The organism is Wolbachia endosymbiont (group A) of Ischnus inquisitorius (genome assembly GCF_964026985.1).
Lineage (GTDB): Bacteria > Pseudomonadota > Alphaproteobacteria > Rickettsiales > Anaplasmataceae > Wolbachia > Wolbachia pipientis.
On the sequence record NZ_OZ034715.1, the window covers coordinates 857184 to 882197 of the forward strand.

The 25014-nt window shown below is 36.0% G+C and carries 27 protein-coding genes and 3 pseudogenes; 6 read left to right on the plus strand and 24 right to left on the minus strand.

The annotated features are described in order from the left end of the window. Nucleotides 1-2 precede the first annotated feature (2 nt). From AAGD90_RS04400 to AAGD90_RS04425, 6 genes and pseudogenes are all read right to left on the minus strand, one after another. On the minus strand, nucleotides 3-467 hold the full coding sequence (locus AAGD90_RS04400; protein WP_341821723.1) for a phage baseplate assembly protein V: 465 nt from the start codon (nucleotides 465-467) through the stop codon (nucleotides 3-5). After that, complete coding sequence (locus tag AAGD90_RS04405; RefSeq protein ID WP_341822185.1) at nucleotides 454-870, minus strand: hypothetical protein; 417 nt, start codon at nucleotides 868-870, stop codon at nucleotides 454-456. Before AAGD90_RS04405 ends, AAGD90_RS04400 begins: the two co-directional genes overlap by 14 nt. Next, nucleotides 866-1066, minus strand: a pseudogene (locus AAGD90_RS04410) (phage tail protein); the annotation flags it as partial. The gene AAGD90_RS04405 and the pseudogene AAGD90_RS04410, both read right to left, overlap by 5 nt. Then, nucleotides 1059-1376 (minus strand): hypothetical protein, encoded by a 318-nt coding sequence (locus tag AAGD90_RS04415; RefSeq protein WP_316658879.1) that lies wholly within the window; start codon nucleotides 1374-1376, stop codon nucleotides 1059-1061. The gene AAGD90_RS04415 and the pseudogene AAGD90_RS04410, both read right to left, overlap by 8 nt. An 81-nt stretch (nucleotides 1377-1457) precedes the next feature. After that, nucleotides 1458-1799: pseudogene (locus AAGD90_RS04420) on the minus strand (major capsid protein); the annotation flags it as partial. Nucleotides 1800-2023: 224 nt separating this feature from the next. Then, entirely contained in the window at nucleotides 2024-2968 is a 945-nt protein-coding gene (locus AAGD90_RS04425) for an IS110 family transposase (RefSeq protein ID WP_265022222.1), read from the minus strand. A gap of 81 nt (nucleotides 2969-3049) precedes the next feature. Here AAGD90_RS04425 and AAGD90_RS04430 point away from each other — a divergent pair. Beyond that, a protein-coding gene (locus tag AAGD90_RS04430) for an IS5-like element ISWpi1 family transposase (RefSeq protein ID WP_341821712.1) occupies nucleotides 3050-3882 on the plus strand; the annotation gives its coding sequence in 2 pieces (ribosomal slippage) (nucleotides 3050-3419 and nucleotides 3419-3882; 834 coding nt in all). Here the strand turns inward: AAGD90_RS04430 and AAGD90_RS04435 are convergent. Next, the gene (locus AAGD90_RS04435; protein WP_341821724.1) at nucleotides 3862-4830 is read right to left on the minus strand and encodes a hypothetical protein; all 969 of its coding nucleotides are present in this window, start codon (nucleotides 4828-4830) and stop codon (nucleotides 3862-3864) included. The genes AAGD90_RS04430 and AAGD90_RS04435 overlap by 21 nt on opposite strands. A gap of 249 nt (nucleotides 4831-5079) precedes the next feature. Between AAGD90_RS04435 and secA the strand changes: the two genes are divergently transcribed. Beyond that, nucleotides 5080-7740, plus strand: a complete 2661-nt coding sequence (secA, locus tag AAGD90_RS04440) for a preprotein translocase subunit SecA (RefSeq protein ID WP_244663065.1) — start codon at nucleotides 5080-5082, stop codon at nucleotides 7738-7740. Between the two features lie 9 nt (nucleotides 7741-7749). Here secA and AAGD90_RS04445 read toward each other — a convergent pair whose 3' ends face one another. Further along, the gene (locus tag AAGD90_RS04445) at nucleotides 7750-8859 is read right to left on the minus strand and encodes an ankyrin repeat domain-containing protein (RefSeq protein ID WP_209472768.1); all 1110 of its coding nucleotides are present in this window, start codon (nucleotides 8857-8859) and stop codon (nucleotides 7750-7752) included. A gap of 336 nt (nucleotides 8860-9195) precedes the next feature. Further along, on the minus strand, nucleotides 9196-9837 hold the full coding sequence (fsa, locus tag AAGD90_RS04450) for a fructose-6-phosphate aldolase (protein WP_007552982.1): 642 nt from the start codon (nucleotides 9835-9837) through the stop codon (nucleotides 9196-9198). 651 nt (nucleotides 9838-10488) lie between these two features. Here fsa and AAGD90_RS04455 point away from each other — a divergent pair. After that, nucleotides 10489-11241 (plus strand): IS3 family transposase, encoded by a 753-nt coding sequence (locus AAGD90_RS04455; RefSeq protein WP_341821725.1) that lies wholly within the window; start codon nucleotides 10489-10491, stop codon nucleotides 11239-11241. Nucleotides 11242-11285: 44 nt separating this feature from the next. Next, nucleotides 11286-11420 carry a DDE-type integrase/transposase/recombinase gene (locus AAGD90_RS07230; protein ID WP_410529970.1) on the plus strand — a complete coding sequence of 45 codons (135 nt, stop codon included), beginning with the start codon at nucleotides 11286-11288 and terminating at the stop codon, nucleotides 11418-11420. Between the two features lie 24 nt (nucleotides 11421-11444). Here AAGD90_RS07230 and AAGD90_RS04460 read toward each other — a convergent pair. After that, nucleotides 11445-12277 (minus strand): IS5-like element ISWpi1 family transposase gene (locus AAGD90_RS04460; RefSeq protein ID WP_341821727.1). Its coding sequence is split into 2 segments (ribosomal slippage): nucleotides 11445-11908 and nucleotides 11908-12277, totalling 834 coding nucleotides; the frame shifts between segments, so codons are not numbered across the junction. A gap of 260 nt (nucleotides 12278-12537) precedes the next feature. Here AAGD90_RS04460 and AAGD90_RS04465 point away from each other — a divergent pair. Beyond that, nucleotides 12538-13397 (plus strand): IS630 family transposase gene (locus AAGD90_RS04465; RefSeq protein WP_156518142.1). Its coding sequence is split into 2 segments (ribosomal slippage): nucleotides 12538-12862 and nucleotides 12862-13397, totalling 861 coding nucleotides; the frame shifts between segments, so codons are not numbered across the junction. Between the two features lie 418 nt (nucleotides 13398-13815). Here the strand turns inward: AAGD90_RS04465 and folD are convergent. The 5 genes from folD to AAGD90_RS04490 all read right to left on the minus strand — a co-directional run bounded on the left by folD (nucleotide 13816) and on the right by AAGD90_RS04490 (nucleotide 18076). After that, nucleotides 13816-14694 carry a bifunctional methylenetetrahydrofolate dehydrogenase/methenyltetrahydrofolate cyclohydrolase FolD gene (folD, locus tag AAGD90_RS04470; protein ID WP_209472766.1) on the minus strand — a complete coding sequence of 293 codons (879 nt, stop codon included), beginning with the start codon at nucleotides 14692-14694 and terminating at the stop codon, nucleotides 13816-13818. Beyond that, nucleotides 14678-15253 carry a UbiX family flavin prenyltransferase gene (locus tag AAGD90_RS04475; RefSeq protein ID WP_010082294.1) on the minus strand — a complete coding sequence of 192 codons (576 nt, stop codon included), beginning with the start codon at nucleotides 15251-15253 and terminating at the stop codon, nucleotides 14678-14680. The genes folD and AAGD90_RS04475 overlap by 17 nt, the downstream gene beginning before the upstream one ends. Continuing rightward, nucleotides 15246-15512, minus strand: a complete 267-nt coding sequence (locus AAGD90_RS04480) for a DUF2312 domain-containing protein (protein WP_010082293.1) — start codon at nucleotides 15510-15512, stop codon at nucleotides 15246-15248. The genes AAGD90_RS04475 and AAGD90_RS04480 overlap by 8 nt, the downstream gene beginning before the upstream one ends. 13 nt (nucleotides 15513-15525) lie before the next feature. Next, a complete protein-coding gene (locus AAGD90_RS04485) occupies nucleotides 15526-16809 on the minus strand; it encodes an HlyC/CorC family transporter (RefSeq protein ID WP_010962674.1) in 1284 nt (427 codons plus the stop codon). 88 nt (nucleotides 16810-16897) lie between these two features. Continuing rightward, the gene (locus AAGD90_RS04490) at nucleotides 16898-18076 is read right to left on the minus strand and encodes an aspartate aminotransferase family protein (RefSeq protein WP_006280246.1); all 1179 of its coding nucleotides are present in this window, start codon (nucleotides 18074-18076) and stop codon (nucleotides 16898-16900) included. A 275-nt stretch (nucleotides 18077-18351) separates the two neighbouring features. On the opposite strand from AAGD90_RS04490, the gene AAGD90_RS04495 reads away from it, so the two are divergent. After that, complete coding sequence (locus AAGD90_RS04495) at nucleotides 18352-19524, plus strand: NADH-quinone oxidoreductase subunit D (RefSeq protein WP_010962676.1); 1173 nt, start codon at nucleotides 18352-18354, stop codon at nucleotides 19522-19524. Between the two features lie 434 nt (nucleotides 19525-19958). Here AAGD90_RS04495 and AAGD90_RS04500 read toward each other — a convergent pair. The 9 genes and pseudogenes from AAGD90_RS04500 to AAGD90_RS04535 form a co-directional block, all read right to left on the minus strand. Further along, a protein-coding gene (locus AAGD90_RS04500) for an IS630 family transposase (protein ID WP_156518142.1) occupies nucleotides 19959-20818 on the minus strand; the annotation gives its coding sequence in 2 pieces (ribosomal slippage) (nucleotides 19959-20494 and nucleotides 20494-20818; 861 coding nt in all). Between the two features lie 419 nt (nucleotides 20819-21237). Then, nucleotides 21238-21432, minus strand: a pseudogene (locus tag AAGD90_RS04505) (IS256 family transposase); the annotation flags it as partial. An 84-nt stretch (nucleotides 21433-21516) separates the two neighbouring features. Beyond that, nucleotides 21517-22848, minus strand: a complete 1332-nt coding sequence (gene rmuC / locus AAGD90_RS04510; RefSeq protein ID WP_038199773.1) for a DNA recombination protein RmuC — start codon at nucleotides 22846-22848, stop codon at nucleotides 21517-21519. Between the two features lie 256 nt (nucleotides 22849-23104). After that, nucleotides 23105-23275 (minus strand): DDE-type integrase/transposase/recombinase, encoded by a 171-nt coding sequence (locus tag AAGD90_RS07235; protein WP_080717647.1) that lies wholly within the window; start codon nucleotides 23273-23275, stop codon nucleotides 23105-23107. 86 nt (nucleotides 23276-23361) lie between these two features. After that, nucleotides 23362-23514 carry a transposase gene (locus tag AAGD90_RS04515; RefSeq protein WP_022626429.1) on the minus strand — a complete coding sequence of 51 codons (153 nt, stop codon included), beginning with the start codon at nucleotides 23512-23514 and terminating at the stop codon, nucleotides 23362-23364. A gap of 16 nt (nucleotides 23515-23530) precedes the next feature. Next, complete coding sequence (locus AAGD90_RS04520; protein ID WP_080717648.1) at nucleotides 23531-23677, minus strand: IS3 family transposase; 147 nt, start codon at nucleotides 23675-23677, stop codon at nucleotides 23531-23533. A gap of 59 nt (nucleotides 23678-23736) precedes the next feature. Next, on the minus strand, nucleotides 23737-23868 hold the full coding sequence (locus tag AAGD90_RS04525) for a hypothetical protein (RefSeq protein WP_255322265.1): 132 nt from the start codon (nucleotides 23866-23868) through the stop codon (nucleotides 23737-23739). Beyond that, the gene (locus AAGD90_RS04530; protein WP_007548354.1) at nucleotides 23868-24002 is read right to left on the minus strand and encodes an IS3 family transposase; all 135 of its coding nucleotides are present in this window, start codon (nucleotides 24000-24002) and stop codon (nucleotides 23868-23870) included. Before AAGD90_RS04530 ends, AAGD90_RS04525 begins: the two co-directional genes overlap by 1 nt. 105 nt (nucleotides 24003-24107) lie before the next feature. Beyond that, a complete protein-coding gene (locus tag AAGD90_RS04535) occupies nucleotides 24108-24818 on the minus strand; it encodes a class II aldolase/adducin family protein (protein WP_265042993.1) in 711 nt (236 codons plus the stop codon). Between the last annotated feature and the right edge of the window lie 196 nt (nucleotides 24819-25014).

The window sequence follows — 25014 nt, forward strand, 5'->3', positions numbered from 1 at the left end:
TATCAATTTAAATCTACTCTTCTTGCTTTTAATTTAATACTATCTTTTGTCATTTCTATACTCGATTCCCCAGCCTTCAGTGTTATTTTGTCCACTACTTCAATCTCTAAATGATGCTTCCCTTTATCATATGTAAACTTTGTCCCATCCTGAAATTTTACACTATTTATTTCCTTTTTATTCTCTGATGCAGCATACTTCTGTTGATATATTCCAGCTAGTACTACTCCTAATGATAACTCTCCCAATGGTGACAATATTACTACCTGTTCATTTATGCTTGGTGGTAGCCAGCTTCTTTCCTCTCCTGCTCTAGAAGTTATCCATGGAAGAAAATCTGTTAAAAGTTCACCTATTTTTACTCTTACTTTTGCTTTTTCATAATCTACTTCTTTTACAACTCCTATACGAATGATATTCGCTACTTTTCTATTTAGCTCTGAAATCGCAAAACTATGATCCAACATTTATATTTCCTACGTTTATTGTATGTGGTTTAATTTTCCCCTCTTCCCATACTGATTTACCTAAATGAAGCTGATGACTCCAATCAACCATCCACACCAAATATGCATCTAATTCGGGTCTAAATCCATCAGGCTCTGCAGAGAGAAATTCAGCAGAAGAAATATTTTTTACGTTCCAAGTATTTTTATTTACTACTCTTGCTACTTCTGCTGCTAATGACCTTACAACTAACGAGGAATCCTCGACTGTTCCATCAACTACAATTCTCGCTTCAAATCTTCCTCTTAGCGCTAATTCCTCAGTACCCGGATCTTTTCCTGGCTCTAAACTCACAAGCTCTACAAACACCGCTGGCGCTACTATTTCCCTTCTTATCGTTGGATAAACCTCACAAGTTTGAATTAAAGATTCGCAACCTTTTTCTCATTACCGTTAATTTTATCTTCTTTTCCTCACTAATTTCCTTAGCTGCTTTTGCTTTTAACCATAGTGCTGTTTTGTTCAGCGCTTTTATAGCTGCCAGTTTTACTTTCTGCTCTTTTCCGTCAATATTGGAGATTATTTCATTAATATTGTTACCAGTTTTAATATTAAACACTTTCTATTGCCTCAATTTTCCATATTTTACCTGAAGAATCTTTCAATGGTGGTTCAAAAATCTTGTAGAACCTTTTTTCAATCTTGATATAATCACCTATGCTAAAGGAAGTAACGTCCTCACTGCGTATCTCTATTGAGGCAATTTGCTGAGTTAATGCTCCATCTGCACCTAAAGAGTACGTAGTGTCAGGACGTTTAATTAGCGCTTTTATTTTTCGAATAGCCTCCTTATTTTTATTACAATATGTGGCTTCCACTCCTAAATGCTCAAAACAATCTTCCAATAGTCGCTTAATATTCTCTTGCATTCTTTCATAAGTATGCTAATAAGGTATATACTAGTAGATTCCTCTTGTACCTCACCAACTTGTGGTTACTCTACCAGTATGTTATGCTATAGCGACTTTTACTAATATTCCTGGACGATGGCACATTGGCAGAGGATTTGACTGAGTATGTAAATCAGTCCCTCTATCAAATCTTCTTGGCTCTTGTTTTGCATATAGTGGCTGTCCAAGAGTATTTACTGTTTCATTAAAGTCTGCTGGTGCAAAGTATGTCGTAAATGTGCTTGCTGTTCCTACTGGAAAACAGTGCCCTGTATCTTTCTCAATAAATCTTCTTACGTTTCCTTCAGGATCAGTTGCTTGCCCTCTATATTCCTCAAATGTGATTCCGCAGAACGTAAATCCTGACCTCATATCATTCCGAAGCGCTGCTCCTTCTTGCCATCAACTATGTTTTTTAAAATTTTTTGAATTTAGTCTCATTTGTTGATAATTTTGTATTTTTATTCAATTGAAAAATGTATTTTGGTAACAAAGATCCTAGTTTATACAGAAAGAAATTTATATCAAACAGCAACCACTGCTTAGATTTTATGGTTAACGAATATGTGCTTTAAATGTGTGTAGACGCACATATCCGTTAACCTATTTTCTATGCAGATTTTTTTTTATTTCATATTAATTGCTTCTTTAAGTCTTGCATTGGCAATTACTATGATTTTTCGCATTAGAGCTGTTATAGCTACCATCTTCTTTTTACCTCTACCAATAAGATCAGAATAAAAAGCACCAAGTGCAGATTTAGATCTTGCAGCAGCCATAGCAGCTGTGAAAAGCTTTGCACGAACATTGCTTCTACCACCTGTTATCCTTCGGTAACCAATAGTTTTACCGCTTTCTTTTGGATGTGGAGCAACTCCAGCAAGACTTGCAACTTCTTTTTTGTTTAGGTGGCCAAGTTCTGGCATTAGACACACAAAAACTTGTGATAACTTGAGACCTATTCCTGGCACTGTTCTCAAGATTTTTTGACGCTTTTGTAACTCTGGATTTTTATCAATAATTCTTTGTATGGCATCGTTGAACTCATTTATCTGACTGGTAAAAAAGTCTATTGTTTTTTGGCAACTTTCCTTTATATAGTCGTTTTCAGGTGCTGCAAGCCTACATTTCTCTTGAGTTCTCATTTGCGTAATGTCATCACGACGTTGACAGAGTGCAACTAAGGCGGTTTGTTCTTTTGACATAGGCACAAATAGAGATAGAGCACTATAGCGTTCAAAACCATATTGAGCAAGGGCTCTTGCATCTGATTGATCTGTCTTTGCTAAAGTTCCATGTGATATGATAAAACTTTTTACTTTACGAGTATTAGCTCGATGTACAGCAACATTCTTATCAACAAGAAAATGTGCTAAGCCAAGCTCATATTTTCCAGTGTTTTCTAAAGTTACTAGAGAATTAGGTAGGATATCTGAAAATTTTTGAAACAACTGTTGCCAACCAGTAGCATCATTGTCAAACTTGATAGCGCTCCTTTGGTTATAAGCTGCAGCAACATTTTTAAATTTTCCGATATCAATGCCAATGAAATTTTGATAAGATGTAATCATAATAAATAACCTCGATAGTTTAGAGGTTGTCCGGAAACAAGTAAAAGGCTATAATATCTGAAATTTTAGTACGGGGTAAAGATGAGAAAAAAGTATCCAACAGATCTAAGCGAAAGGGAATGGGCAAGAATAGAAAAACACTTCAGAGTATCATACAAGAAAGGAGGAAGGCCGCAAAAGTATAGCAAAAAAGAAATATTAGAAGCAATTTTCTATGTATTGCGTACAGGGTGTCAATGGCGGTATTTACCAAATGATTTTCCGCTATGGAAGACTGTGTATGAGCAGTTCAGGCAATGGAAGAAGCAGGGAATTTTTGAGAAAATGAATTATGAAATTACAAAATATAGTAGAAGAAAAATAGGAAGGAATGAGCAGCCGAGTGCCTGTATAGTAGATAGTCAATCTGTAAAGGCTACAGAAAAGGGGGGATCAAAGGCTATGATGGAAGTAAAAAAGTAAAGGGTAGAAAAAGGCATATAATTACAGACACTCAGGGTTTTATACTAGGTTGTTACGTAGGCGCTGCTAACGAAAATGATAGAGATGGTATTAAAATAGCATTAAACAATATGAGAACAAAATATACTAAAGTTAAAAAAATGTGGGCTGACATGGGATACCAAGGAAGAAATTTAAAGAATCACATAAAGGAAGAATATGACATAGATATTGAAATTGTTAAAAGGCCTCCATGTAGATTTTGGGTGCACAAAGATACGCCACCTGAGCTACTACCAACAAGAGAACAAGGGTTTAAAGTACAGCCAAGAAGATGGGTTGTAGAAAGGACTTTTGCTTGGGTTAATAGGAATAGAAGGCTATCGAAGGAGTATGATTTACTCACAACATCCACTGAGAATTTCATATACCTAGCTATGAGTAGGGTTATGTTAAAGAGGGAATATGCTTGAATTTACTAGTTTCCCGACAACCTCTAAGATTTCTTCTTTCATCTTGCGAAAGAATTCTCTTCCGTCTTCATGTGTAAGAAAACGTCTCCCTTTTTCTTTCAACCAATCTAGCATTTTTTCTTGGAAGCGAGCGTAAACATTCTGTCTATCAATATCATTAAATTGCTCGCCTAGCTCACTTTTGATAATATCCGCTAGTTTTATTTCATTGGGCTGATTTACTGCAAATACTAACTTATCAAAAAATTCTTTTATATTGTCTTCCAACCTACCTTCATTCATCATTCGTCCAAATTCACGTTGCCACGTCTGATTTCTTTCCAATTTCCTTTTTGAGTTCTGATCTGGCTTGTTTTGGAGTTTTTTTATCTCCTCTTCTAATTCTTCCATCGCTTCTTCTACAGCACTTTCAAATGCTGGTTGCACTACTGAAATCATGTTATTGTGAATATAAGAGAACTTATATCTAGTGCCACCATCTTTAAAAAAGACATCACTAGTGTCGATTACTTCAACTAAAATTTCTATTTCCTCGTTTGGTCCTAAAGTTTCTACCCTCAACTTCTTCACTGTGTTTCGTGCTGTGCTTTGATCCAGATCAAAATCGATATTAGTACAGATAATAAAATCTTTCAGGTTACCATCTGCAAAATCTTGATTATTTTTGATCTTTAGGTAAGAAACAAAATACTTTGCTAATCCAAACTCACCACTTTTATCTTTTGTAAGTAAGTTCCCTACTCCAATTTTCTTGTTATCTTCATCTTGTGTGTGTTTAGCCTGCAAAAAACGGTATACTTTCTTACTACCTTGGGTACATTCAAATACTAAATCATCGAATTTTCTGGCCTCTTCTATTTCTGTACCTAAGCGAAAAGAGTGCTGATAGAGCACTCCTCGATGCAAAAATAGCATCAATACCTTTAGCTGGTAGATATTACCGTGCATAACTAGTTACCTCATACAGGCTGCTATAAATTTGTTTGATCTAGAATTAAAGATTACCAAACACCTAAAATAATGCAATAGAGTCTTTATGTGTTGATAGAAAGGCCTTCGAGGGTAGGAATTGCCTGGCAAACTCTTAATTCTTGATTTAAAAAAGACTTTCCAAAGACTCCCCAAATCTAATATGTAATTGCTGTAGGCTGCATTTAGTAATATAATCTCATATTAAATAAGACTTTACTTAAGTTTATGCTAGATTCTCCGCTAATTTTGACAGCCATTCTTATATTTTTCATTTTTACGTTGTCATTCTTTTTTATAAGAAAGATATTTGGATCAACAAACAAGAAGATAATAAAATCCTTTAGGAAAATTGTTCAGCAAATAAATGCATTAGAAACAGAAATGCAGAGCTTATCTGATGAGGAGCTTGCTGGTAAAACTGAAGAATTCAATCGAGAATTGAAAAATGGGAAAACGTTAAATGATCTTCTCGTACCTGCATTTGCAGTTGTGCGTGAAGCCTCTCGAAGATTTCTTAACATGAGGCACTTTGATGTTCAACTGATTGGTGGAATGGTGCTCCACAATGGCATGATATCAGAAATGAAAACAGGAGAGGGAAAGACACTCGTTGCAACTTTAGCAGCATATCTAAATTCCTTAGAAGGGAAAGGCGTACATGTCGTAACTGTTAACGACTATCTTGCAAAACGAGACACAGAGTGGATGAGCAAATTATATAATTCTCTTGGGGTTTCTGTTGCGTTTATTACGAATAACTTGACAGACGAAGAGAGGAAAGAGGCTTACAGTGCAGATATCGTGTATTCCACAAATAACGAGCTTGCCTTTGATTACCTGCGAGACAATATGAAATTTTCTCAAGAAGACATGGTTCAGAGAGGCTTTCACTACGGAATAGTTGATGAAGTGGACTCAATACTCATTGATGAAGCTCGCACTCCGCTTATTATTTCTGGCCCGGTTGAGGAAAACAATCAGATATATAAGCATATCAATAAAATAGTAACCAAATTAGTTGACTCCGATTATGAAGTAGATGAAAAAGGTAGAACGGTATTCTTGACTGAAGATGGTATTTCACGAGTGGAGGAACTACTAAGGTCATACAATCTCATTCCTGAAAATTCCTCGCTCTATGATACTGACAGCATGATAATGACTCATTATATAGACCAAGCATTACGTGCATATAAGCTGTTTACTGCTGATAAAGATTATATAGTAAAGGATGGCAAGGTAGTGATTATTGATGAATTTACTGGGCGTATGATGGAGGGCAGAAGATATTCCGATGGTCTTCATCAGGCACTTGAAGCGAAGGAGAATCTTGAAATTCAGCATGAAAACCAAACTTTAGCATCGGTCACATTTCAGAATTACTTTCGTATGTACAATAAACTTTCCGGAATGACGGGAACAGCAGCAACAGAGGCAGAAGAGTTTCGTGATATATACAGATTAAATGTAGTAAAAATTCCAACCAATGTACCTGTAAAAAGAGTTGATATTGATGATGAAATTTACGGTACAGAAAAGGAAAAATTTAATGCTGTGTTGAAGTTTATAGAAGAATGCTACAAACGCCTTCAACCGGTCCTTGTTGGCACGGTGAGCATCGAAAACTCTGAGAAGCTTTCTGCGCTTTTGCAAAGCCATTCTCTTAAGCATTCAGTATTAAATGCTCGTTATCATGAACAAGAGGCGTACATAATAGCGCAAGCTGGAGTGCCAGGTAGTATCACTATAGCAACTAACATGGCAGGACGTGGAACTGATATTCAGCTTGGTGGAAATGCTGAAATGATTGCAAAGGTGGAGCTAAAGAAGATAAAAAATGCTGATGAAAGAGAAAAAAAATACCAAGAAATAGTTGAAAGAGTAAAAAAAGATAAGGAAATTGCTATAAAAGCTGGTGGTTTATGTGTGGTTGGAACCGAAAGACATGAAAGCAGGAGAATAGATGATCAATTACGCGGCCGTTCTGGTCGTCAGGGGGATCCTGGACTTTCTAAGTTCTTTTTATCGCTCGAAGATGACCTAATGAGAATATTTGGCTCTGATAGAATGAGAAGCTTTTTACAAAAAGTAGGGTTAAAGAATAACGAAGCTATTCATCATCCATGGATCAATAAGGCACTCGAGAAAGCGCAAAAGAAAGTTGAAGCTAGAAACTATGACGTGCGGAAATCTCTACTTAAGTTTGATGACGTAATCAATAACCAACGTAAAGTTATTTTTAAGCAGAGAAACAATATCTTAGGCAACGAAATTAATGATATATTTGAAGTGTATAGCGAAGTAAATGAGAGCGTAGTAGAAGGTATAATCCAAAGTGGCTATTACGAAGATTATGTTGAAGATATAGCCAAAGAATTCCATACAAGGTATGGAATAACGCTTGATAAAGAAGACTTGGCAAAGTTTTTGAATAAACAAGAAGCTTTGAATTATATAAATGATAAGATACAAGAATTTTTTACTGAGAAAGAAAAATATTTCAACAGTCAGCACACTACAGATTTGTGGAATACGATCGTGAAGCAAATGATGATAATGACACTTGATCATTTATGGAGGGAACACCTTTCAGTTCTAGAGAGCCTAAGACAAAGCATAAGCTTACGTGCTATGGGGCAGAAAGATCCACTGAATGAATTTAAACGCGAAGCTTTCTTGATGTTTGAGTCAATGCTTGAAAAATGGAAGGAACTCACCATTCACCGCTTAGCACACTTTAAGTTGGCAGACAACCAAGAGATAGGCAATAGGTTACATTCTGCTAGAAATAGCAGACTTCCCAAAGTCTCAAGAAATGACAAATGTCCTTGCAACTCCGGAAAGAAATACAAACACTGCCATGGTGCGGTTACTGTGGTGAACTAATAATTATGGTTATACAGTTTGTTTATTTCCATCAACATTACTGCAGCTAACCTCACTTAGCTTACTGTTTAATGAATGCTCTGATGACTTATATGCAACTCCATAGGTAATACCACCAACTATCAGTACAGATGCTACAGTAATTCCAATTATTGCTAGTGCAGGTAATGCAGTGGCATAGGCAAGTACTAGTGGAACTACAACAGCAGATATAACACCCACAGTAATTCCTGCTGTTATAGCTTTAGGTCTATGGATGCATGATGGATTTGCACCATAATTTAGCAGGAGTTTTGCCATCCTTGGACTAGGTTTGTAAGGTTCATAAAAATTACCTAGTAAAGTTGTGTCACAATCTAGTAGCAGTTTTCCTCCTAACCTTATATTACGGTAACTATAATTAAGAGTAGCATAGTATAAAGGTGCCCTTCCATCCTTGTCTTTTATATTAGCATCTGCACCTTTTTTTAATAGCATTTCTATTGTTTGTATAAGTTCATAACCAATAGCATAATGCAAAGGAGTTTTTCCATCCTCGTCTTTTATATTAACATCTACTCCTCTTTGTAATAAAAGTCCCGCTATCTTTGCTGCACTATCATCCTTCATAGGAGTACATATGTTAGCATTACATGTAGCATAGTGCAAAGCAGTTCCTCCAGATTTATCCTGTAGATTAACATTTGCCACTTTCTCCAATAACATTTGCACTATTTCTATATCTCTTTTGCCAGCAGCTACATGTAAAGGAATCTCTTTATCTTCATCTTGTGCATTAACGTCTGCTCCCTCTTCTAGCAAAACTTCTACTACTTGCGTATACCCATACTGAGCAGAATAATGTAAAGAGGTTTTTTTCCATACATCTTGTACATTAACATTAGCCCCGCTTTTTATTAGGTGTTTTACTACTTTTCCACAACCATTTTTAGCTGCTATAAGTAATAAACCACAATTAAGTACTTCAAATGTGTGATTTATATCAAACTGGTTACTTTCCCACTCACTGTAGATATCTGGAAGCTTCTGCTGTAGTTCATCTTTGATTTTCTCAACTACATTTTCTGCACTCAGGTCTGGACTACTGTTGACTTCTTGTAGTATTAACCTTAATGTCATTTCCTTCTCCAAGATATAAAATTTTATTATGGCATATGGAGTGGATTATGTCAATGAAGAACTAAGAAACTGGTTCTTCTTTTTTTCCATAGCTTTAGGTTTACCTACAATTTGAAAAACAACAAATTCGTCATTCCGCTACTCGTTAGCGCCGCGGCGGTATGATGTAGGGAAACCTTTCTTGGGTTAGCTATAAAGTTAAAATTCGACCAGGGCAGCCGCAATAAGGTAGCAAACGCCATCATGTCTTTAGGAGAGTTTGCTAATGAAGGCTCTTAAGTTGACGCCATTGCCTGAACGGATACGCCAATTTTTATGTTCATTTGTAACCGTCTATTATTTTACACCCCAGTCTTTTTCAAATATTGCTAGCCCTTGGTCAGTAAGTGGGTGATTAATTAATTGTCTAAGTACTTTTGCTGGCACAGTAATTGAATCAGCACCAAGCCTTGCAGCTTCTATTACATGCGCTGGGCTTCTCACTGATGCAACAAGAACTTTAGTATCAAAACCGTAATTAGAATATATAGTACATATATCTTCTATTAGCGATAAGCCATCATAGCTTATATCATCAAGGCGACCAACAAAGGGGGAAATAAAACAAGCACCGACCTTAGCGGCAAGCAGTGCTTGTCCAGGAGAAAAACATAATGTGATGTTAACAGGTATTTTATGCTCTGTCCATAACTTTTTACAAGAAATTAATCCTTCATGTGTAAGAGGTAATTTGATCACAACATTATCAGCAATTTTTGCTAAATTCAGACCTTCTGTGATCATCTCTTCATGGCTATCTGCAACAACTTCAACACTAACAGGCCCTTTTATAATAGAGCATATTTCACGCACTAAATCCTCGTATTTATCTTTACGCCCGGACTTTGCTATTAAAGAAGGATTAGTTGTTATGCCGTCAATGAACTCCTTTAGTCCTTTAATTTCATTTAAATCAACGCTATCAAGAAAAATTTCCATATTAATCTCCTATAAAAAAAATACCCTTGCAAAATCTTGTCATCCTACCGCTTGACTTACAACCGTATGAACTTTCTGCGTTGTAAACATCAAACAGCCGATAACACAACTGTACAAATATTGAGACATAAGAGTAATTTGTACCAAGAAAAAAGATGTCATCCCAGTGCCCAGACCCCTTAGACAATGTACCATCTTTTGATTTTGTCCATTCTGGGCGGGGTTTTCAAGTTCTTTGATCTTAAATACTACATCTACTTTATCAAGATCAATGTTGACTTCTTTTACTAATGTTCTAATAAGACTACGTTTGGCTTGCCAATCTAGGTCCGATTTAACACTAGAATAAAAGCCCTTTATGCTATTTGTAATAAGATTCATTTTCTGCCGTATTCCCTTTTACCTTTTTCTTCTCTCCTTCAATCTCTTTTAAACGTTACTTCATTTTTTTTATTGCCTGCTTAAAGTCTTCCTTACTTATAGTTAGTGCATACTTTGTTGCCGTAAAAACTTCTGGTACCCAAACAATTGTAATAAGTATACACAATCTTTGTCAACTATTTTCGGCACTGGTATATTGACCTTACCCAGAAAAAGTGGAGAGAAAGAAAGGAGTTTTTTCGGGTAAAATAAAATTTTGGAGGATTAGAAATGGTAAGAGAATATACGGCAGAATTCAAATTGGAAGCTGTTAAGCTGGCAAATGAACAAAGAAAGGTAGGTCAACCAGTTGCAAAAGTAGCAAGAGATCTAGGAATAAGGGATAGTGTATTAGGAAAATGGATGAAGAAATATAACGAAAAAAAGTCAGCGGCAAATGCGTTTCCAGGTAGAGGTAACATGGCTCCTTACGACAAAGAGAGGTTTGATTTACAAAGCAAGAGTAACAAGGGAAAGAGACATTTAAAAAAAAGCCCTGGCCAGTCAAAAAGAGTAAAATATTTTTTTATAAAAGAGCATAGTATAGCTCTTTTTACAATAATCCGAACAGACCGTAATATGCTACTGGCCTGCTATAGCCATAAACACATATCTTATCGCATTCGGACTATTATAAGAAAGGCTATAACTGCTATAAAGTACAGGAATTATGTAGGATTTTCTGCTAGTGGCTACTATAAGTGGACCACAAGAAAAATAAGCAGTAGAGAATCAGCAAATAAAGAGCTACTCGCAGCTATTCAAAAAATATATCAAGTTTCTAAATGTAGATATGGAGCTCCTAAAATTCATGCTGAATTGAAGGCTTTGGGTAAAAGTTGCAACTTAAAAACAGTGCAAAGTATTATGCAGAAAAATGGTATTCAGGCTATATTGAGAAGAAAATTTAAAATTAAGAAACAACAAACGGACAGTAGCTCCCAATATATTAGACCAAAACTTTATTGTCGATCAACCAAATAAAGTATGGGATTACTTATATAAAAACCAAAGAAGGATGGCTATATTTGGCAACAATAATCGATCTATATTCACGCATGGTAGTTGGCTGGTCAATGAGCAGTTCAATAAATAAACAATTGGTTATGGACTCTTTATTAATGGCCGTTAACAAGCGTAAACCTGCCAAAAATCTACTATAAGAGGTTGTCGGGAAACTAGTAAATTCAAGCATATTCCCTCTTTAACATAACCCTACTCATAGCTAGGTATATGAAATTCTCAGTGGATGTTGTGAGTAAATCATACTCCTTCGATAGCCTTCTATTCCTATTAACCCAAGCAAAAGTCCTTTCTACAACCCATCTTCTTGGCTGTACTTTAAACCCTTGTTCTCTTGTTGGTAGTAGCTCAGGTGGCGTATCTTTGTGCGCCCAAAATCTACATGGAGGCCTTTTAACAATTTCAATATCTATGTCATATTCTTCCTTTATGTGATTCTTTAAATTTCTTCCTTGGTATCCCATGTCAGCCCACATTTTTTTAACTTTAGTATATTTTGTTCTCATATTGTTTAATGCTATTTTAATACCATCTCTATCATTTTCGTTAGCAGCGCCTACGTAACAACCTAGTATAAAACCCTGAGTGTCTGTAATTATATGCCTTTTTCTACCCTTTACTTTTTTACTTCCATCATAGCCTTTGATCCCCCCTTTTCTGTAGTCTTTACAGATTGACTATCTACTATACAGGCACTCGGCTGCTCATTCCTTCCTATTTTTCTTCTACTATATTTTGTAATTTCATAATTCATTTTCTCAAAAATTCCCTGCTTCTTCCATTGCCTGAACTGCTCATACACAGTCTTCCATAGCGGAAAATCATTTGGTAAATACCGCCATTGACACCCTGTACGCAATACATAGAAAATTGCTTCTAATATTTCTTTTTTGCTATACTTTTGCGGCCTTCCTCCTTTCTTGTATGATACTCTGAAGTGTTTTTCTATTCTTGCCCATTCCCTTTCGCTTAGATCTGTTGGATACTTTTTTCTCATCTTTACCCCGTACTAAAATTTCAGATATTATAGCCTTTTACTTGTTTCCGGACAACCTCTAACTATTGCATTCCTGAGCATTTTGATTCATCATTCTCTTTGTGAAAAACATTCCAAACTTTCTCTCCACTTTTTCTGGGTAAGGTCAGATACTATAAACTATAAAAAAATTTCTCCGATAGTTCATATAGCAAGTATAGCTCTTTCCACAGAAGTCCGGATATGATAAGATTAAGGATAGATGGCGATAAGGAGGTTGGATGCCGGCAGCATATAGTTATGATTTAAGAAAAAAAGCAATGGAAGCACTAGACGAAGGGGAAAGCAGAGAAGCAGTGGCAGCAAGATTTAAAATTGGACGAACTACTTTGTGGGAGTGGCAGCAAAGAAAAAAAGAAACAGGCGACTTTCAGTCAAAAAAACTCGGTAATGGAGGTTACAATCAGAAAATTATCGACTGGAATAAGTTTATCGAATTTGCTAAAAAACACGGTAGAAAAACTCTGTCGGAAATGGCTAAACTTTGGGGCAACGTTAGTATCCAAACGATCCACCGAGCTCTCAGAAAAATTGGATTTACGCGCAAAAAAAGACATATGGATACAAGGAAAGGAACGAAGAAAAACGTGCTGAATTCTTAAAAATTATAGCAACAAAAGAACCAGAAAACTTAGTGTATATAGATGAGTCTGGGATTGATAACACGGAGGACTATCCATATGGGTATTGCCAGAAAGGACAGCGATTTTATGCCCTAAAATCTGGAAAAAAAACTCAACGAATCAGCATGGTTGCAGCCTTAAGTAGAAGAAAGATAGTTGCTCCATTAACATTTGAAGGCCACTGTAATATGGATATTTTTAATGGATGGTTTGAGCAATTTTTGGCACCGATCTTAGAACCTGGACAAACTGTCATTCTTGATAATGCTACTTTTCATAAGTCTGATAAGCTTATCAAGCTCGCTAAAGGAGTCGGTGCAGAAATTTTGTATCTGCCGCCTTATTCTCCAGATTTTAACAAAATTGAGCATCATTGGTTTGCTATAAAAAACAGAGCCAGGAAAAACATTCCTCTATTCGAATCCTTTCGTCGTGCTGTTGATTCTGCCTTCCTATGACCTATTCGGACTATTATGAGAAATGCTATAAATTCACAAAATGAAGACTATTATTTTTATTACAGGTGTATCTACGGTTGGAAAATCAAGTTTGGCTCATATATTAGGTTCAAAGCTTTTTATGCCTAGAAACTTTGCAATTCCACTAACTATAGCTAACCCAAGAAAGGTTTCCCTACGTCATACCGCCGCGGTATCTCAGCATAGATTCCGCTAACGAGTAGCGGAATGACGAATTTGTTGTTTTTCAAATTGTAGGTAAACCTAAGCCACTTTAGCTATACTTGTAGAGAAAAAAGAATAGATGATGATCCTAAATATTTAATAAATTTGACTACTGAGGAATTTCAAAAATCTCAATTTTTTATTAATTGTGATATGGTACATTCTATCTTCATATAGCTTTCCTCTTCATACCTCAACTAATGAAATCAGAAGCATCAACTCCCTTTTGCAAGCAAGCAGCAATAACAGTGTTCATCATTAGAAATGCAATGGTCATTGGGCCAACGCCCCCGGGTACTGGGGTCATAGCTTTGGCTTTCCCTTTTATTCCTTCAAAGTCAACATCACCTACAAGCTTTCCTACGTTAACGCTATTTATGCCAACATCGATCACTATTGCACCTTTCTTTATCCAGTCTGCTTGAACAAAATTTGGCTTTCCGACTGCTGCAACTACTATATCCGCTTTAGAGCAATATTCAGCTAAATCCTTGCTTTGTGAATGCAAGATGGTGACAGTGCAGTTTTCTTGCAATAGCAGGTAAAACATTGGCTTGCCCACGATATTTGACCTACCAATTACCACTGCGTTTTTACCGGAAAGGTTCTCTTCAATTGACTTAATTAAATGCAAAGAACCTTTAGGAGTGCAAGGTATAAGGCAGTTTTTTTCACCTTTAACTAATTTGCCAACGTTTTCATCATGAAAGCCATCTACATCTTTTTCAACACTTACTGTGTTAATTACTCTGCTTGCACTAATATGATTTGGTAAAGGCAATTGCACTAAAATGCCATGCACAGATGGATCTTCATTTAATTCATTGATTTTTTCAATTAATTCATCTTCTAAAATATTATTAGGCAAAACAATGGTCTCAGAACTTATGCCTATTGATTCTGCTTTTTTCTGTTTGTTGCGAACATAAACCTGACTTGCTGGATTGCTACCCATGAGAATTACTTTCAGGCAAGGAAAAATGTTATACTCTCTCTTTAAAATATCAATTTTTTGTGATAGCCTCTCACATAGGTCGTTTGCTATTTTTTTACCATCAATAATAATTGTCACTTCCTTGCCACTCCTTAAAGTCGGGTAATTTGATATCAAATAAATCCAATACTTTGCCAACAGAATGATTAATAATATCATCCAACGATTTCGGTTTAATATAAAAAGCAGGCACTGGTGGAGCAATAATTGCTCCCATCTCCGTTAATTTTAACATATTTTGTAAATGCCCAAGATGCAGTGGTGACTCTCGCACCATAAGAACTAACTTTCTTCTTTCTTTTAGCGTTACATCTGCAGCCCTTGTCAATAGATTGGAAGTAACACCTGATGCGATTTCAGACATTGTCTTCATAGAGCATGGTGCTACAATCATCCCTGAGGTTTTAAATGAGCCGCTTGCTATTTTTTCTCCAATCTTTTCTTCAGAATAGTAAAAATCTGCAAGTGATGTAATATCTTCAAGTTTTTCTTTAATCTCGTGAGCTAAAGTTACTTTCCCAGCACGACTTATCACTAAATGAGTTTCATAATCGACGTCTTTCAACGCTTCTAAAATACGCACACCGTAAATAGAACCAGATGCTCCACTTATTCCAATTACAATTCTGCTATTCACTTAACTCTTCTTCGTAGCTCATTCCCAATGCACGTTTATAGGTATCAAGCAATATTTCTTGTTCCTCTCTGTCATCATCATCCATCTTCCTCAGCCTAATAATTTGTTTCATCACTTTTATATCCCAACCTTCATCTGCGGCTTTTGCATATACATCACGAATGTGATCTTGCACATCCCTCTTTTCTTGTTCAAGTTTTTCGATTCTCTCTATGTAACCCTTCAACTCTTCAGCCGTTATTTTTACTGTATCTTCCATGAAACTCCACTAATTAATTGCTGCCACTAATATTACCAATTTTTACTTGTACTTCAACAACAGTAATAATATTTTTATCTTTTTTTAAAATCTTAAAGCGAAAACCATACATGGAAAACTCCTCGCCTTCGTCAGGAATGCGCTCTATTTCATTCACAATCATACCTGCTAGAGTTGTAGCTTCTTCATCAGGGAGATTCCAGTATAACTGCCTGTTAATGTCCCTAATAGTAGATTTTCCTTCTATGTGATACATATTATCAGATATTTTCTTTATAAAATTCTCCGTAATCAAATCATGTTCATCCGAAATTTCTCCAACTATTTCTTCCAGTATATCCTCAAGAGTTACAATTCCCTGCAGTGCTCCATACTCATCAATAACAAATGCAAGGTGTTTCCTGTTCTTACGGAAGTTGTGAAGTTGCACGCTGAGCGGTGTACTTTCTGGTATGAACCAAGGCCTTGACATAACTTGGGTAATGTCAACTTCTTCCGCTTTATTATTCTTTTCACGCAAAGCATTTATTAGAGCTTTCACGTGAATTACACCTACAATGTTATCTGGTTCCTTCTGCCATAAAGGTACTCTACTGTGACTGCTGGTTAAAATCTCTCTTATTAACTCTTCTTTATTCCGATCTATATCAAGAGAAAATAGGTTTCTTCTATGGGTCATAATTTGTGATATCTCTGTCTCAGCCAAATCAAGTATGCTGCTTAGCATATCTAAATCCTGTTGCAACATAGTTCCTTCACTGCGGTGAAGAGTAATCATATTACGCATTGCATCCGCTGCAGATATCACTTCCTTATCTTTATGCAGCCCACATAATTTTAGGATGAGGTTAACAATAAATTGAATACCTAGTGTCAATGGAGAAAAAATCTTTACAAAAAACAATACAAAATAAGCAGAAAATGATGCAAATTTTTCAGGATTTTGAATAGCATAAGTTTTTGGTAGAACTTCGCAGAACAATAAAATACAAAATGTCATTATAATTGTTGATAGGAGAATGCCCTCATTTCCAAAAAGATTGATAAATATTGCTGTAAATAAAGCAGAGCAAGTAATATTAATAATTGTATTGCCGAGCAATACCGTTCCTATTGTCAATTCTTTCCTATTTAATAAGCGATCTATTACCCTGGCTTTTTTGTTACCGTCTAGCTTTAGCTTATTAACTCGAGAACGGCTAATTGAGGTTAAGCCTATTTCTGCTCCTGAGAACAAAAACGATAAAACTAACAAAACAAAAATTGCTGATGATACTAAGACCAATAACCAATCCATTAAAGTACGATGTTATTGTGATAAAAAATAAAATTAATTTTACATGTTATGAGAGGCATTTGCAAGCCTGAATTTATATTGCCGAATTTTATATACCTTTAATCTTAAAAAACAAATCATAAAGCATATTACACGCTGCGTTCACATGCTCATCCTCAATGATAAGTGGTGGGGTTACCCTTACTACTTTGTTGTTTAAAACCCTAGTTATTATTAAACCTTTATCAAGAGATCGACTAATAATTTTATCAGCTACAAGAGTTGCTAGTTCTATTCCCATTAGTAACCCTTCTCCACGAACTTCTAAAATCATCTCAGGAAATTCTTTAGCTAAAAGCAACAGCTTTTCTTTTAAATATTTACTAATTCTTTTAACATGATCAAAAAAGCCTTCTTTTAGCATTATATCGAGCACTGCATTACCAACAGTCATGGCAAGTGGATTGCCACCATAGGTTGATCCATGAGTTCCTGGAGTAATTGCTTCTGCTATATAATCTTTCACTAAACATGCAGCTACAGGAAAACCGTTACCCATAGCCTTCGCACAGGTTAGCATATCAGGTTCAATGCCGACATTTTGATAATGAAATAAAGAACCGATGCGTCCATATCCGCACTGCACTTCATCAAAGCACAAAATTATTCCTTGAGCTTTTGTTATTTCCCTTACTTTTTGAAGATATTCTACGTCTAGTGGATATACTCCACCTTCGCTTTGTATGGGCTCTAAAAATACAGCAGCTATTTCATTGTTGATTTTTTCTTCTAATGCTTTAATGTCATTTCTTGGCACTTTATCAAAACCAGAAAGGAGCGGAGCAAAACCTTCGCGTGATTTTTCATTGCCTCCAGCAGAAATTGCAGCAATACTGCGGCCATGAAAGCCTCCTTCAATTGTAATAATACGATTACGTTTTGCTTGCCCTTTTGAATAAAAGTAACGACGAATAAACTTAATTGCAGCTTCTGTTGCTTCAAGCCCACTTGAGCAGAAAAAAACTTTATCTGCAAAAGTAAGGGTTGTTAAACGCTCGGCAAGCCTTTCTTGCTCGGGAATAGTGAAAATGTTAGAGCAGTGCCATAATGAGCTCGATTGCTCTTTCAGCTTATCTGTAATGTATGGATGACAATGCCCTAAAGAAGTTGTAGAAATACCTGCAGCAAAATCTAAATATTTTTTACCATCTTTATCAAAAAGATATGCCCCTTCTCCCCTGACTATAGGAGTGTCAAGTCTATTATACGCATTAACAACATGATCCATTTTATAAGTATTGTGGTATTATCTATACTATACCTGAAATGAATCCATTAACACAAAGCTTTTCCTTTAACCTCTTATGCTACTTCAACTAAAAATTTGGCTAATGCAAACCTTTTTTGTCATTCTATAGCTAAAGTGACTTGGTTTTACCAACACTTATTAGCCATTGTAAAAGTTTTTGTTTCTATTGAATGATAGTTGTAGCCTATGCAAGAAGTTTATTGACTTTGAGCGCACTTTAGCCTATACAATTTTAATATCTTAAACTACTGGACATGCCCGATCTAAAGACAATGATGTTAAATTTTGGACCTCAGCACCCAGCTGCACATGGAGTGTTGCGTCTTGTTTTAGAGATGGATGGTGAAGTGATCGAGAGGGCAGATCCCCATATTGGGCTTTTGCACCGCGGTACTGAAAAATTAATAGAACATAAAACGTATCTTCAAGCTTTGCCTTATTTTGATCGCCTTGATTACGTATCACCAATGTCACAAGAGCATGCATATTCACTTTGTGTGGAGAAATTGTTGCAATGTGAAGTGCCAATTAGGGCAAAGTATTTACGTGTCTTGTTTTGTGAACTGACGAGAATACTAAATCATTTACTGAACGTTTCTTCTCAAGCACTTGATGTTGGAGCAATGACCCCTCTTTTATGGCTCTTTGAAGAAAGAGAAAAAATACTGGAATTTTACGAAAGAGCTTCAGGTGCAAGGTTTCATGCAGCTTACATCAGGCCAGGTGGAATTGCAGCAGATGTTCCAGAAGATTTGATTGAGGATATTGCAAAGTTTATAGAGCAATTTCCAAAATATATAGACGATGTTGATGAACTTTTAACAGAAAATAGGATATGGAAGCAACGCACTGTAGGAATTAGTGAAATATCAATTAAACAGGCACTTGATTGGGGCTTTAGTGGCCCAATGTTGCGCGCTGCTGGGCTTGCTTGGGATTTGCGAAAAAGCCAGCCATATGAGATATATGATCAACTAGATTTTGATATACCGATCGGCCAAAATGGCGACTGTTATGACCGTTATCTAGTTAGAATGGCAGAGATTAGGCAATCTATCAGTTTGGTGAAGCAGTGCATAGAGAAAATGCCTGAAGGGCAAATAAAAACTGAAGATAGAAAAATTTCTCCACCGTCAAGAGCAGAGATGAAAAAATCTATGGAAGCTCTGATTCACCATTTTAAGCTCTATTCAGAAGGATATCACGTACCAGAAGGTGAGGCTTACGCAGTTGTTGAGGCACCAAAAGGTGAGTTTGGAGTGTATATAGTTTCAGATGGTACCAATAGACCTTATAGGTGCCGAATAAGAGCACCTGGCTTTGCGCATTTACAAGCCTTAGACTTTATGGCAAAAGGACACATGCTTGCTGACGTTGCAGCAATTATTGGCTCACTCGATATAGTTTTTGGTGAGATTGATAGGTAATCATTGGTACCCGTTCAGGCAATGGCGTCATGCAAGTAGCTGACACATAACTGTACGAACATTTGTTTGCAAAGGCAGTATGTTAAGTGTTATAGCCGATTTTGCCTCAAACACAAAGGCAGTGCCTTGACTACTTGGATCCAGAAAAATTGATTGTGTACTATACAACATTTTTGATCAAAAGCGTAACCGTTCACTGTTAGACTGCATTCTGTGATTTTTAGCAAAACATGATCTTTCATTTGAGCTTCCTTCAATTTAAAATAAATACAGAAAATTGCTGCCTATAGCTAAACTGACTTAGATTTACCAACAATCGTCATCCCGCTACTTGTTAGCGGCTAAGAGATACCGCGGCGGCATAGCTATCTTCAAAAATATGGTTGAATAATTGTGTGTATAATTATAGCATTTCTCATAATAGTCCGAATAGGTCATAGGAAGGCAGAATCAACAGCACGACGAAAGGATTCGAATAGAGGAATGTTTTTCCTGGCTCTGTTTTTTATAGCAAACCAATGATGCTCAATTTTGTTAAAATCTGGAGAATAAGGCGGCAGATACAAAATTTCTGCACCGACTCCTTTAGCGAGCTTGATAAGCTTATCAGACTTATGAAAAGTAGCATTATCAAGAATGACAGTTTGTCCAGGTTCTAAGATCGGTGCCAAAAATTGCTCAAACCATCCATTAAAAATATCCATATTACAGTGGCCTTCAAATGTTAATGGAGCAACTATCTTTCTTCTACTTAAGGCTGCAACCATGCTGATTCGTTGAGTTTTTTTTCCAGATTTTAGGGCATAAAATCGCTGTCCTTTCTGGCAATACCCATATGGATAGTCCTCCGTGTTATCAATCCCAGACTCATCTATATACACTAAGTTTTCTGGTTCTTTTGTTGCTATAATTTTTAAGAATTCAGCACGTTTTTCTTCGTTCCTTTCCTTGTATCCATATGTCTTTTTTTGCGCGTAAATCCAATTTTTCTGAGAGCTCGGTGGATCGTTTGGATACTAACGTTGCCCCAAAGTTTAGCCATTTCCGACAGAGTTTTTCTACCGTGTTTTTTAGCAAATTCGATAAACTTATTCCAGTCGATAATTTTCTGATTGTAACCTCCATTACCGAGTTTTTTTGACTGAAAGTCGCCTGTTTCTTTTTTTCTTTGCTGCCACTCCCACAAAGTAGTTCGTCCAATTTTAAATCTTGCTGCCACTGCTTCTCTGCTTTCCCCTTCGTCTAGTGCTTCCATTGCTTTTTTTCTTAAATCATAACTATATGCTGCCGGCATCCAACCTCCTTATCGCCATCTATCCTTAATCTTATCATATCCGGACTTCTGTGGAAAGAGCTATATTAATATTTTTAAACACTTTGGCTATGGCTTTATCTAAGTTTCTCGACCCTAAGCTGGATTTAACCTTCAAAAAAATATGTAGGGTCAAGAACTGGCGCGCCTACTTTAGGGTTTGGTGGCTGATCCATTGTTTTCACAATAGGCCTCAATCCAAATTCCCATGTTAACGTTTCCAGCTCCCGCCTCGTCAAACGCAGCATCCGCACTACGCTTTCCTAGCAGATTCTTTACCAAAGTTTATAACATATTGTGCTGGTGATGCTTTCGGTTTGTAATACCTTATTCTATAGTCTGAATATAGACCCAGCGTTTTGTATATCCATTCGCTACTCCACTTCTTCCAACCAAACCCTCTCTTCACTTTCAGCTAATAAGTGATTTTCTATTTCACCTTCCAAACTTGCCTCCAGCAGCTTTTTTATAAATGGTGTAAATGCTCCATCCCTTCCTGTTAATGGTCTGCCTTCCCTTATTGATGACAGTATATTTGCTTCCAGTTCTTTGTAATCTACCAAACCGGTAGTTCTGTTTACTACTTTCTGACTCATTGTCAAACCTCCATTTTTTTTATATCAATTTATTACTTTTTTTTTGGTTTGACACACTTTTTTGAACATTCCCTGTTAAGATGCCTAATCTACTTTCAGCTCCTCAGTATGTAAACTGCGTGGTAAAGACTCTAATTCCTTTGCAGCACTTAAACTTTTATTTTTTGCATGTATACCAAGCTTATTGAATTCTCGAGCAGCAGGAAACACCCTTGCTTCAAGAGAGCCAGCAGTTTTATTATAATGATCAACAGCACTTTTTAAGCTCCTGCGCAAATTATCAAAGTTTTCACCCATTGTGCAAATGCGCTCATATAAAATATGACCTAGTTCACTGATTTTCTTTGCGTTTTCAGCTATCATCTCTTGCTTCCATCCATACGCTATTGCTCTCAGCAACGCAATTAGAGTGATCGGTGTTGCAATGATCACTTTTTTTTCCACTCCAATCTCTATCAAAGCAGGCTCATATTCCAGTGCTGCGCTAAAAACCCCCTCCCCTGTTAAGAAAAGCACCACAAGTTCTGGCGTATTTTCAAATTGATTCCAATACTCTTTTTTACCCAAATCATTTATGTGTTTTTTTATTGCCAGGGAATGATTCTTTAATTTCTCCTTTTGTATTTGCAAATCATTTTGTGATATAGCATCCATGTAAGAATCAAGCGGCACTTTAGCATCTATTATTATTTGCTTTCCAGATGGCATTTTGATTATTAAATCAGGACGCAATAAATTATCCTCGTTTTTATCAACCACTGACGGCTGAGTAAAAAAATCGCAATATTCAATCATTCCCGCCATTTCTACCACCCTTTTGAGTTGCATTTCACCCCACTTTCCTCTGATGTGAGGCTTTCTCAAGGCATTAGCAAGGCTGGAAGTTTGGTTCATCAGCGCTCCAATTTGCTCCTTTAAACCTTCATAGGCCCCTACCCTCTCTTTTTCCAGCTCGCGTATTTCATTATCAAATTTTTCTAATTTTTCTTTTATTGGAGTTACAACTTCGTTGATCGTTGCTTGTCTTTTTTTGAAATCGCTTTCCGTTTCTTTTAATTTACTATCGATTACTTCCTTTGCTAAGTTCAGAAAATTATTGTTATTTGTCTGCAAAGCATCAAGAGAGAGCGCTTTAAAAGTGTTTGTTAATCTCTCCTCTGCTTTTGTTAGTAATTCTATTTCCTTTTTCTTTTCCTCACGTTCTTTTTGCAGAGTTACTTCAAGTTCTGCTTTTTTGACCCTTAAATCAACTATTTCTTCATTCTTCGTAAGCAAAGTTTGCTTTGTTTCTTGAAGTTCTTGCTCTAATTTACATAAATTACCCTCAAGGTTTGCTTTCTTTTCGCTCAGTTTTTTTACGATAATGTAGAAAAATAGTAATAGAGAGACAACCAGAGCTATAGAATTGAAAAGCATCAGAATAAAAAAGCTGTATTTACAATTCTATATGATTTTTGTGTGTATAAGAAAGAAAAAAGGAGCACCTAAAGAGGTGACCTTACCCAGAAAAAGTAGAGAGAAAGTTAAGACGTTTTTATCATGAGAATAAATTGTGCAGGAATGCAATAGTTAATAGTAGAATGTCTACGTTATTTGTTACAAAAGATTTCTATGTATTCAAATATGGCAGTTCTGGTTTGTTGAGCGAGAAGTATCAATAAGCAGCTCCCTTTTAAGTGAACTTTTCTGCAACAGAGTTATCGTAACAACAGCCCTTATGGCTCATGCTGGAAATGATGTTTTTTGTATTCAATAGAAATTGGTAATTTTGAGAGGTATACTGTGACCCTTGATCGCTATGTAACAGCAGATTTTTATCGGGTTTGCGTTTATCAACGGCCATCAATAAAGAATCTATAACTAATTATCATGTTACTCATTAACCACCATGCGTGAATATAGGTCAATTATTGCCGCCAACAACCTTCTTTAGTTTTTATGTAGGTAATCCCAAACTTTATTTGGCTGATCAGTAGTAAAATTTTGATCCAATGTGTTCGGAGCCACAACTCGGTTGCTTATTTGCTGTTTTTTATTTTTGAACCTTCGTCTAAACTTGGCTTTAATGCCATTTTCTTGCATAACACTTTGTACTGTTTTAATTTTTGCCTAAAGCTTTTAATTCAGCGTGAATTTTAGGGGCTCCATATCTGCATTTAGAAGCTTGATGTATTTTTTGAATATCTGCTAGAAGCCCTTCTTTTGCTAATTCTTTACTGCTTTTTTCCTTAGCAACCCATACCACCAGTACAAAACCCTACATAGTTCCTGTGTTTTATAGCAATTTCTATATAAAAGAATACTTTACTCTTTTTCTTTGCCCAGGGCTTTTTTTAAGATGTCTCTTTCTCTTATTAGCTCTTTTTTTAGATCAAATCTTTCTTTGTCATAAGGAGCCTTTGCCTGGAAATGCGTATGCTCCAGACATTTTTCCATCATATTTTCTTACTTAACATACTGCCATCTATACCTAGATCTTTTGCTATTTTTGTACTTGCTTGACCTGTTTCTTTAACCAGCTTAACAGCTTCTAATTTGAATTCTGCTGTATATTCTCTTCTATTTGTCATATTTTGAAAAAACGTTTTATTTTACTCCAAAAACGTCTTAACTTTCTCTCTACTTTTTCTGGGTAAGGTCACTACTTGGATGACAGATAGTAGTGCGAAAGTCTCTTACAACTTACTTTTAATTAGTCTAACCCATGCGTGCCAATCCCTCTCACCAAGATTGCTTTCAAAAGATAGGAGATCCTTTACAGCTTTTGAGCAAATTTCTTCACTTGGAATTGATAACTCCTTATTCATTGCTAACGTTAAACATTGAGTTTTGCACGCTTGTTCTAAATGATACGAGTAAAACATTGCTTCTTGTATAGTCCGACCACACGTTATAGATCCATGATTACGCATTAACATGACAAAATTTTCTTTCAGATCAGCTATTAACCTCTTTCCTTCTGTATCGCTAAGTGCTAGGGAATTATAATTATGGTAAGAGATTTTATTGTAAAAGTGCAGTGCCCATTGACTTATAGGAAGCAGCCCATCTTTGAGAGAAGAAACCGCTACAATAGAAGGTGTATGCAAGTGAAAAATTGCTTGAATATCTTTCCTTGCTTGATAAACAAAACCATGAATTATATAGCCAGTTCTATTATATTGATATTCTTTGCCTTCAATTACATCTCCATCAAATGATACTTTCATTAACGAACGTTCATCTACTTCATCAAAACGCATACCAAACGGATAAATATAAAACGACTTTTGATCTTCAGAACGCACTGAAAGGTGAGTATATGTATGATCATCGAACTTAAGGTAGGACAAAATATGATAGGCATAGACTAGATCCCTTTTTACTCTGCTCTTTGTTAACAACACAATCCTCTGTTAGAATCTTCTGAAGGTTTATACGCGAAAAGAGACTTGTAGTAAACTAATAAGTCTATGCCACTCTGTCTTGCTTTCTGAATACCAAACACTTTTGTGTTGTAGCTTGCTTAAAAATAGTTATCGTTATTATAGAGTTTATATACAGAATTTATGTTTTTAAATTACATAATATCTTAACTACAAA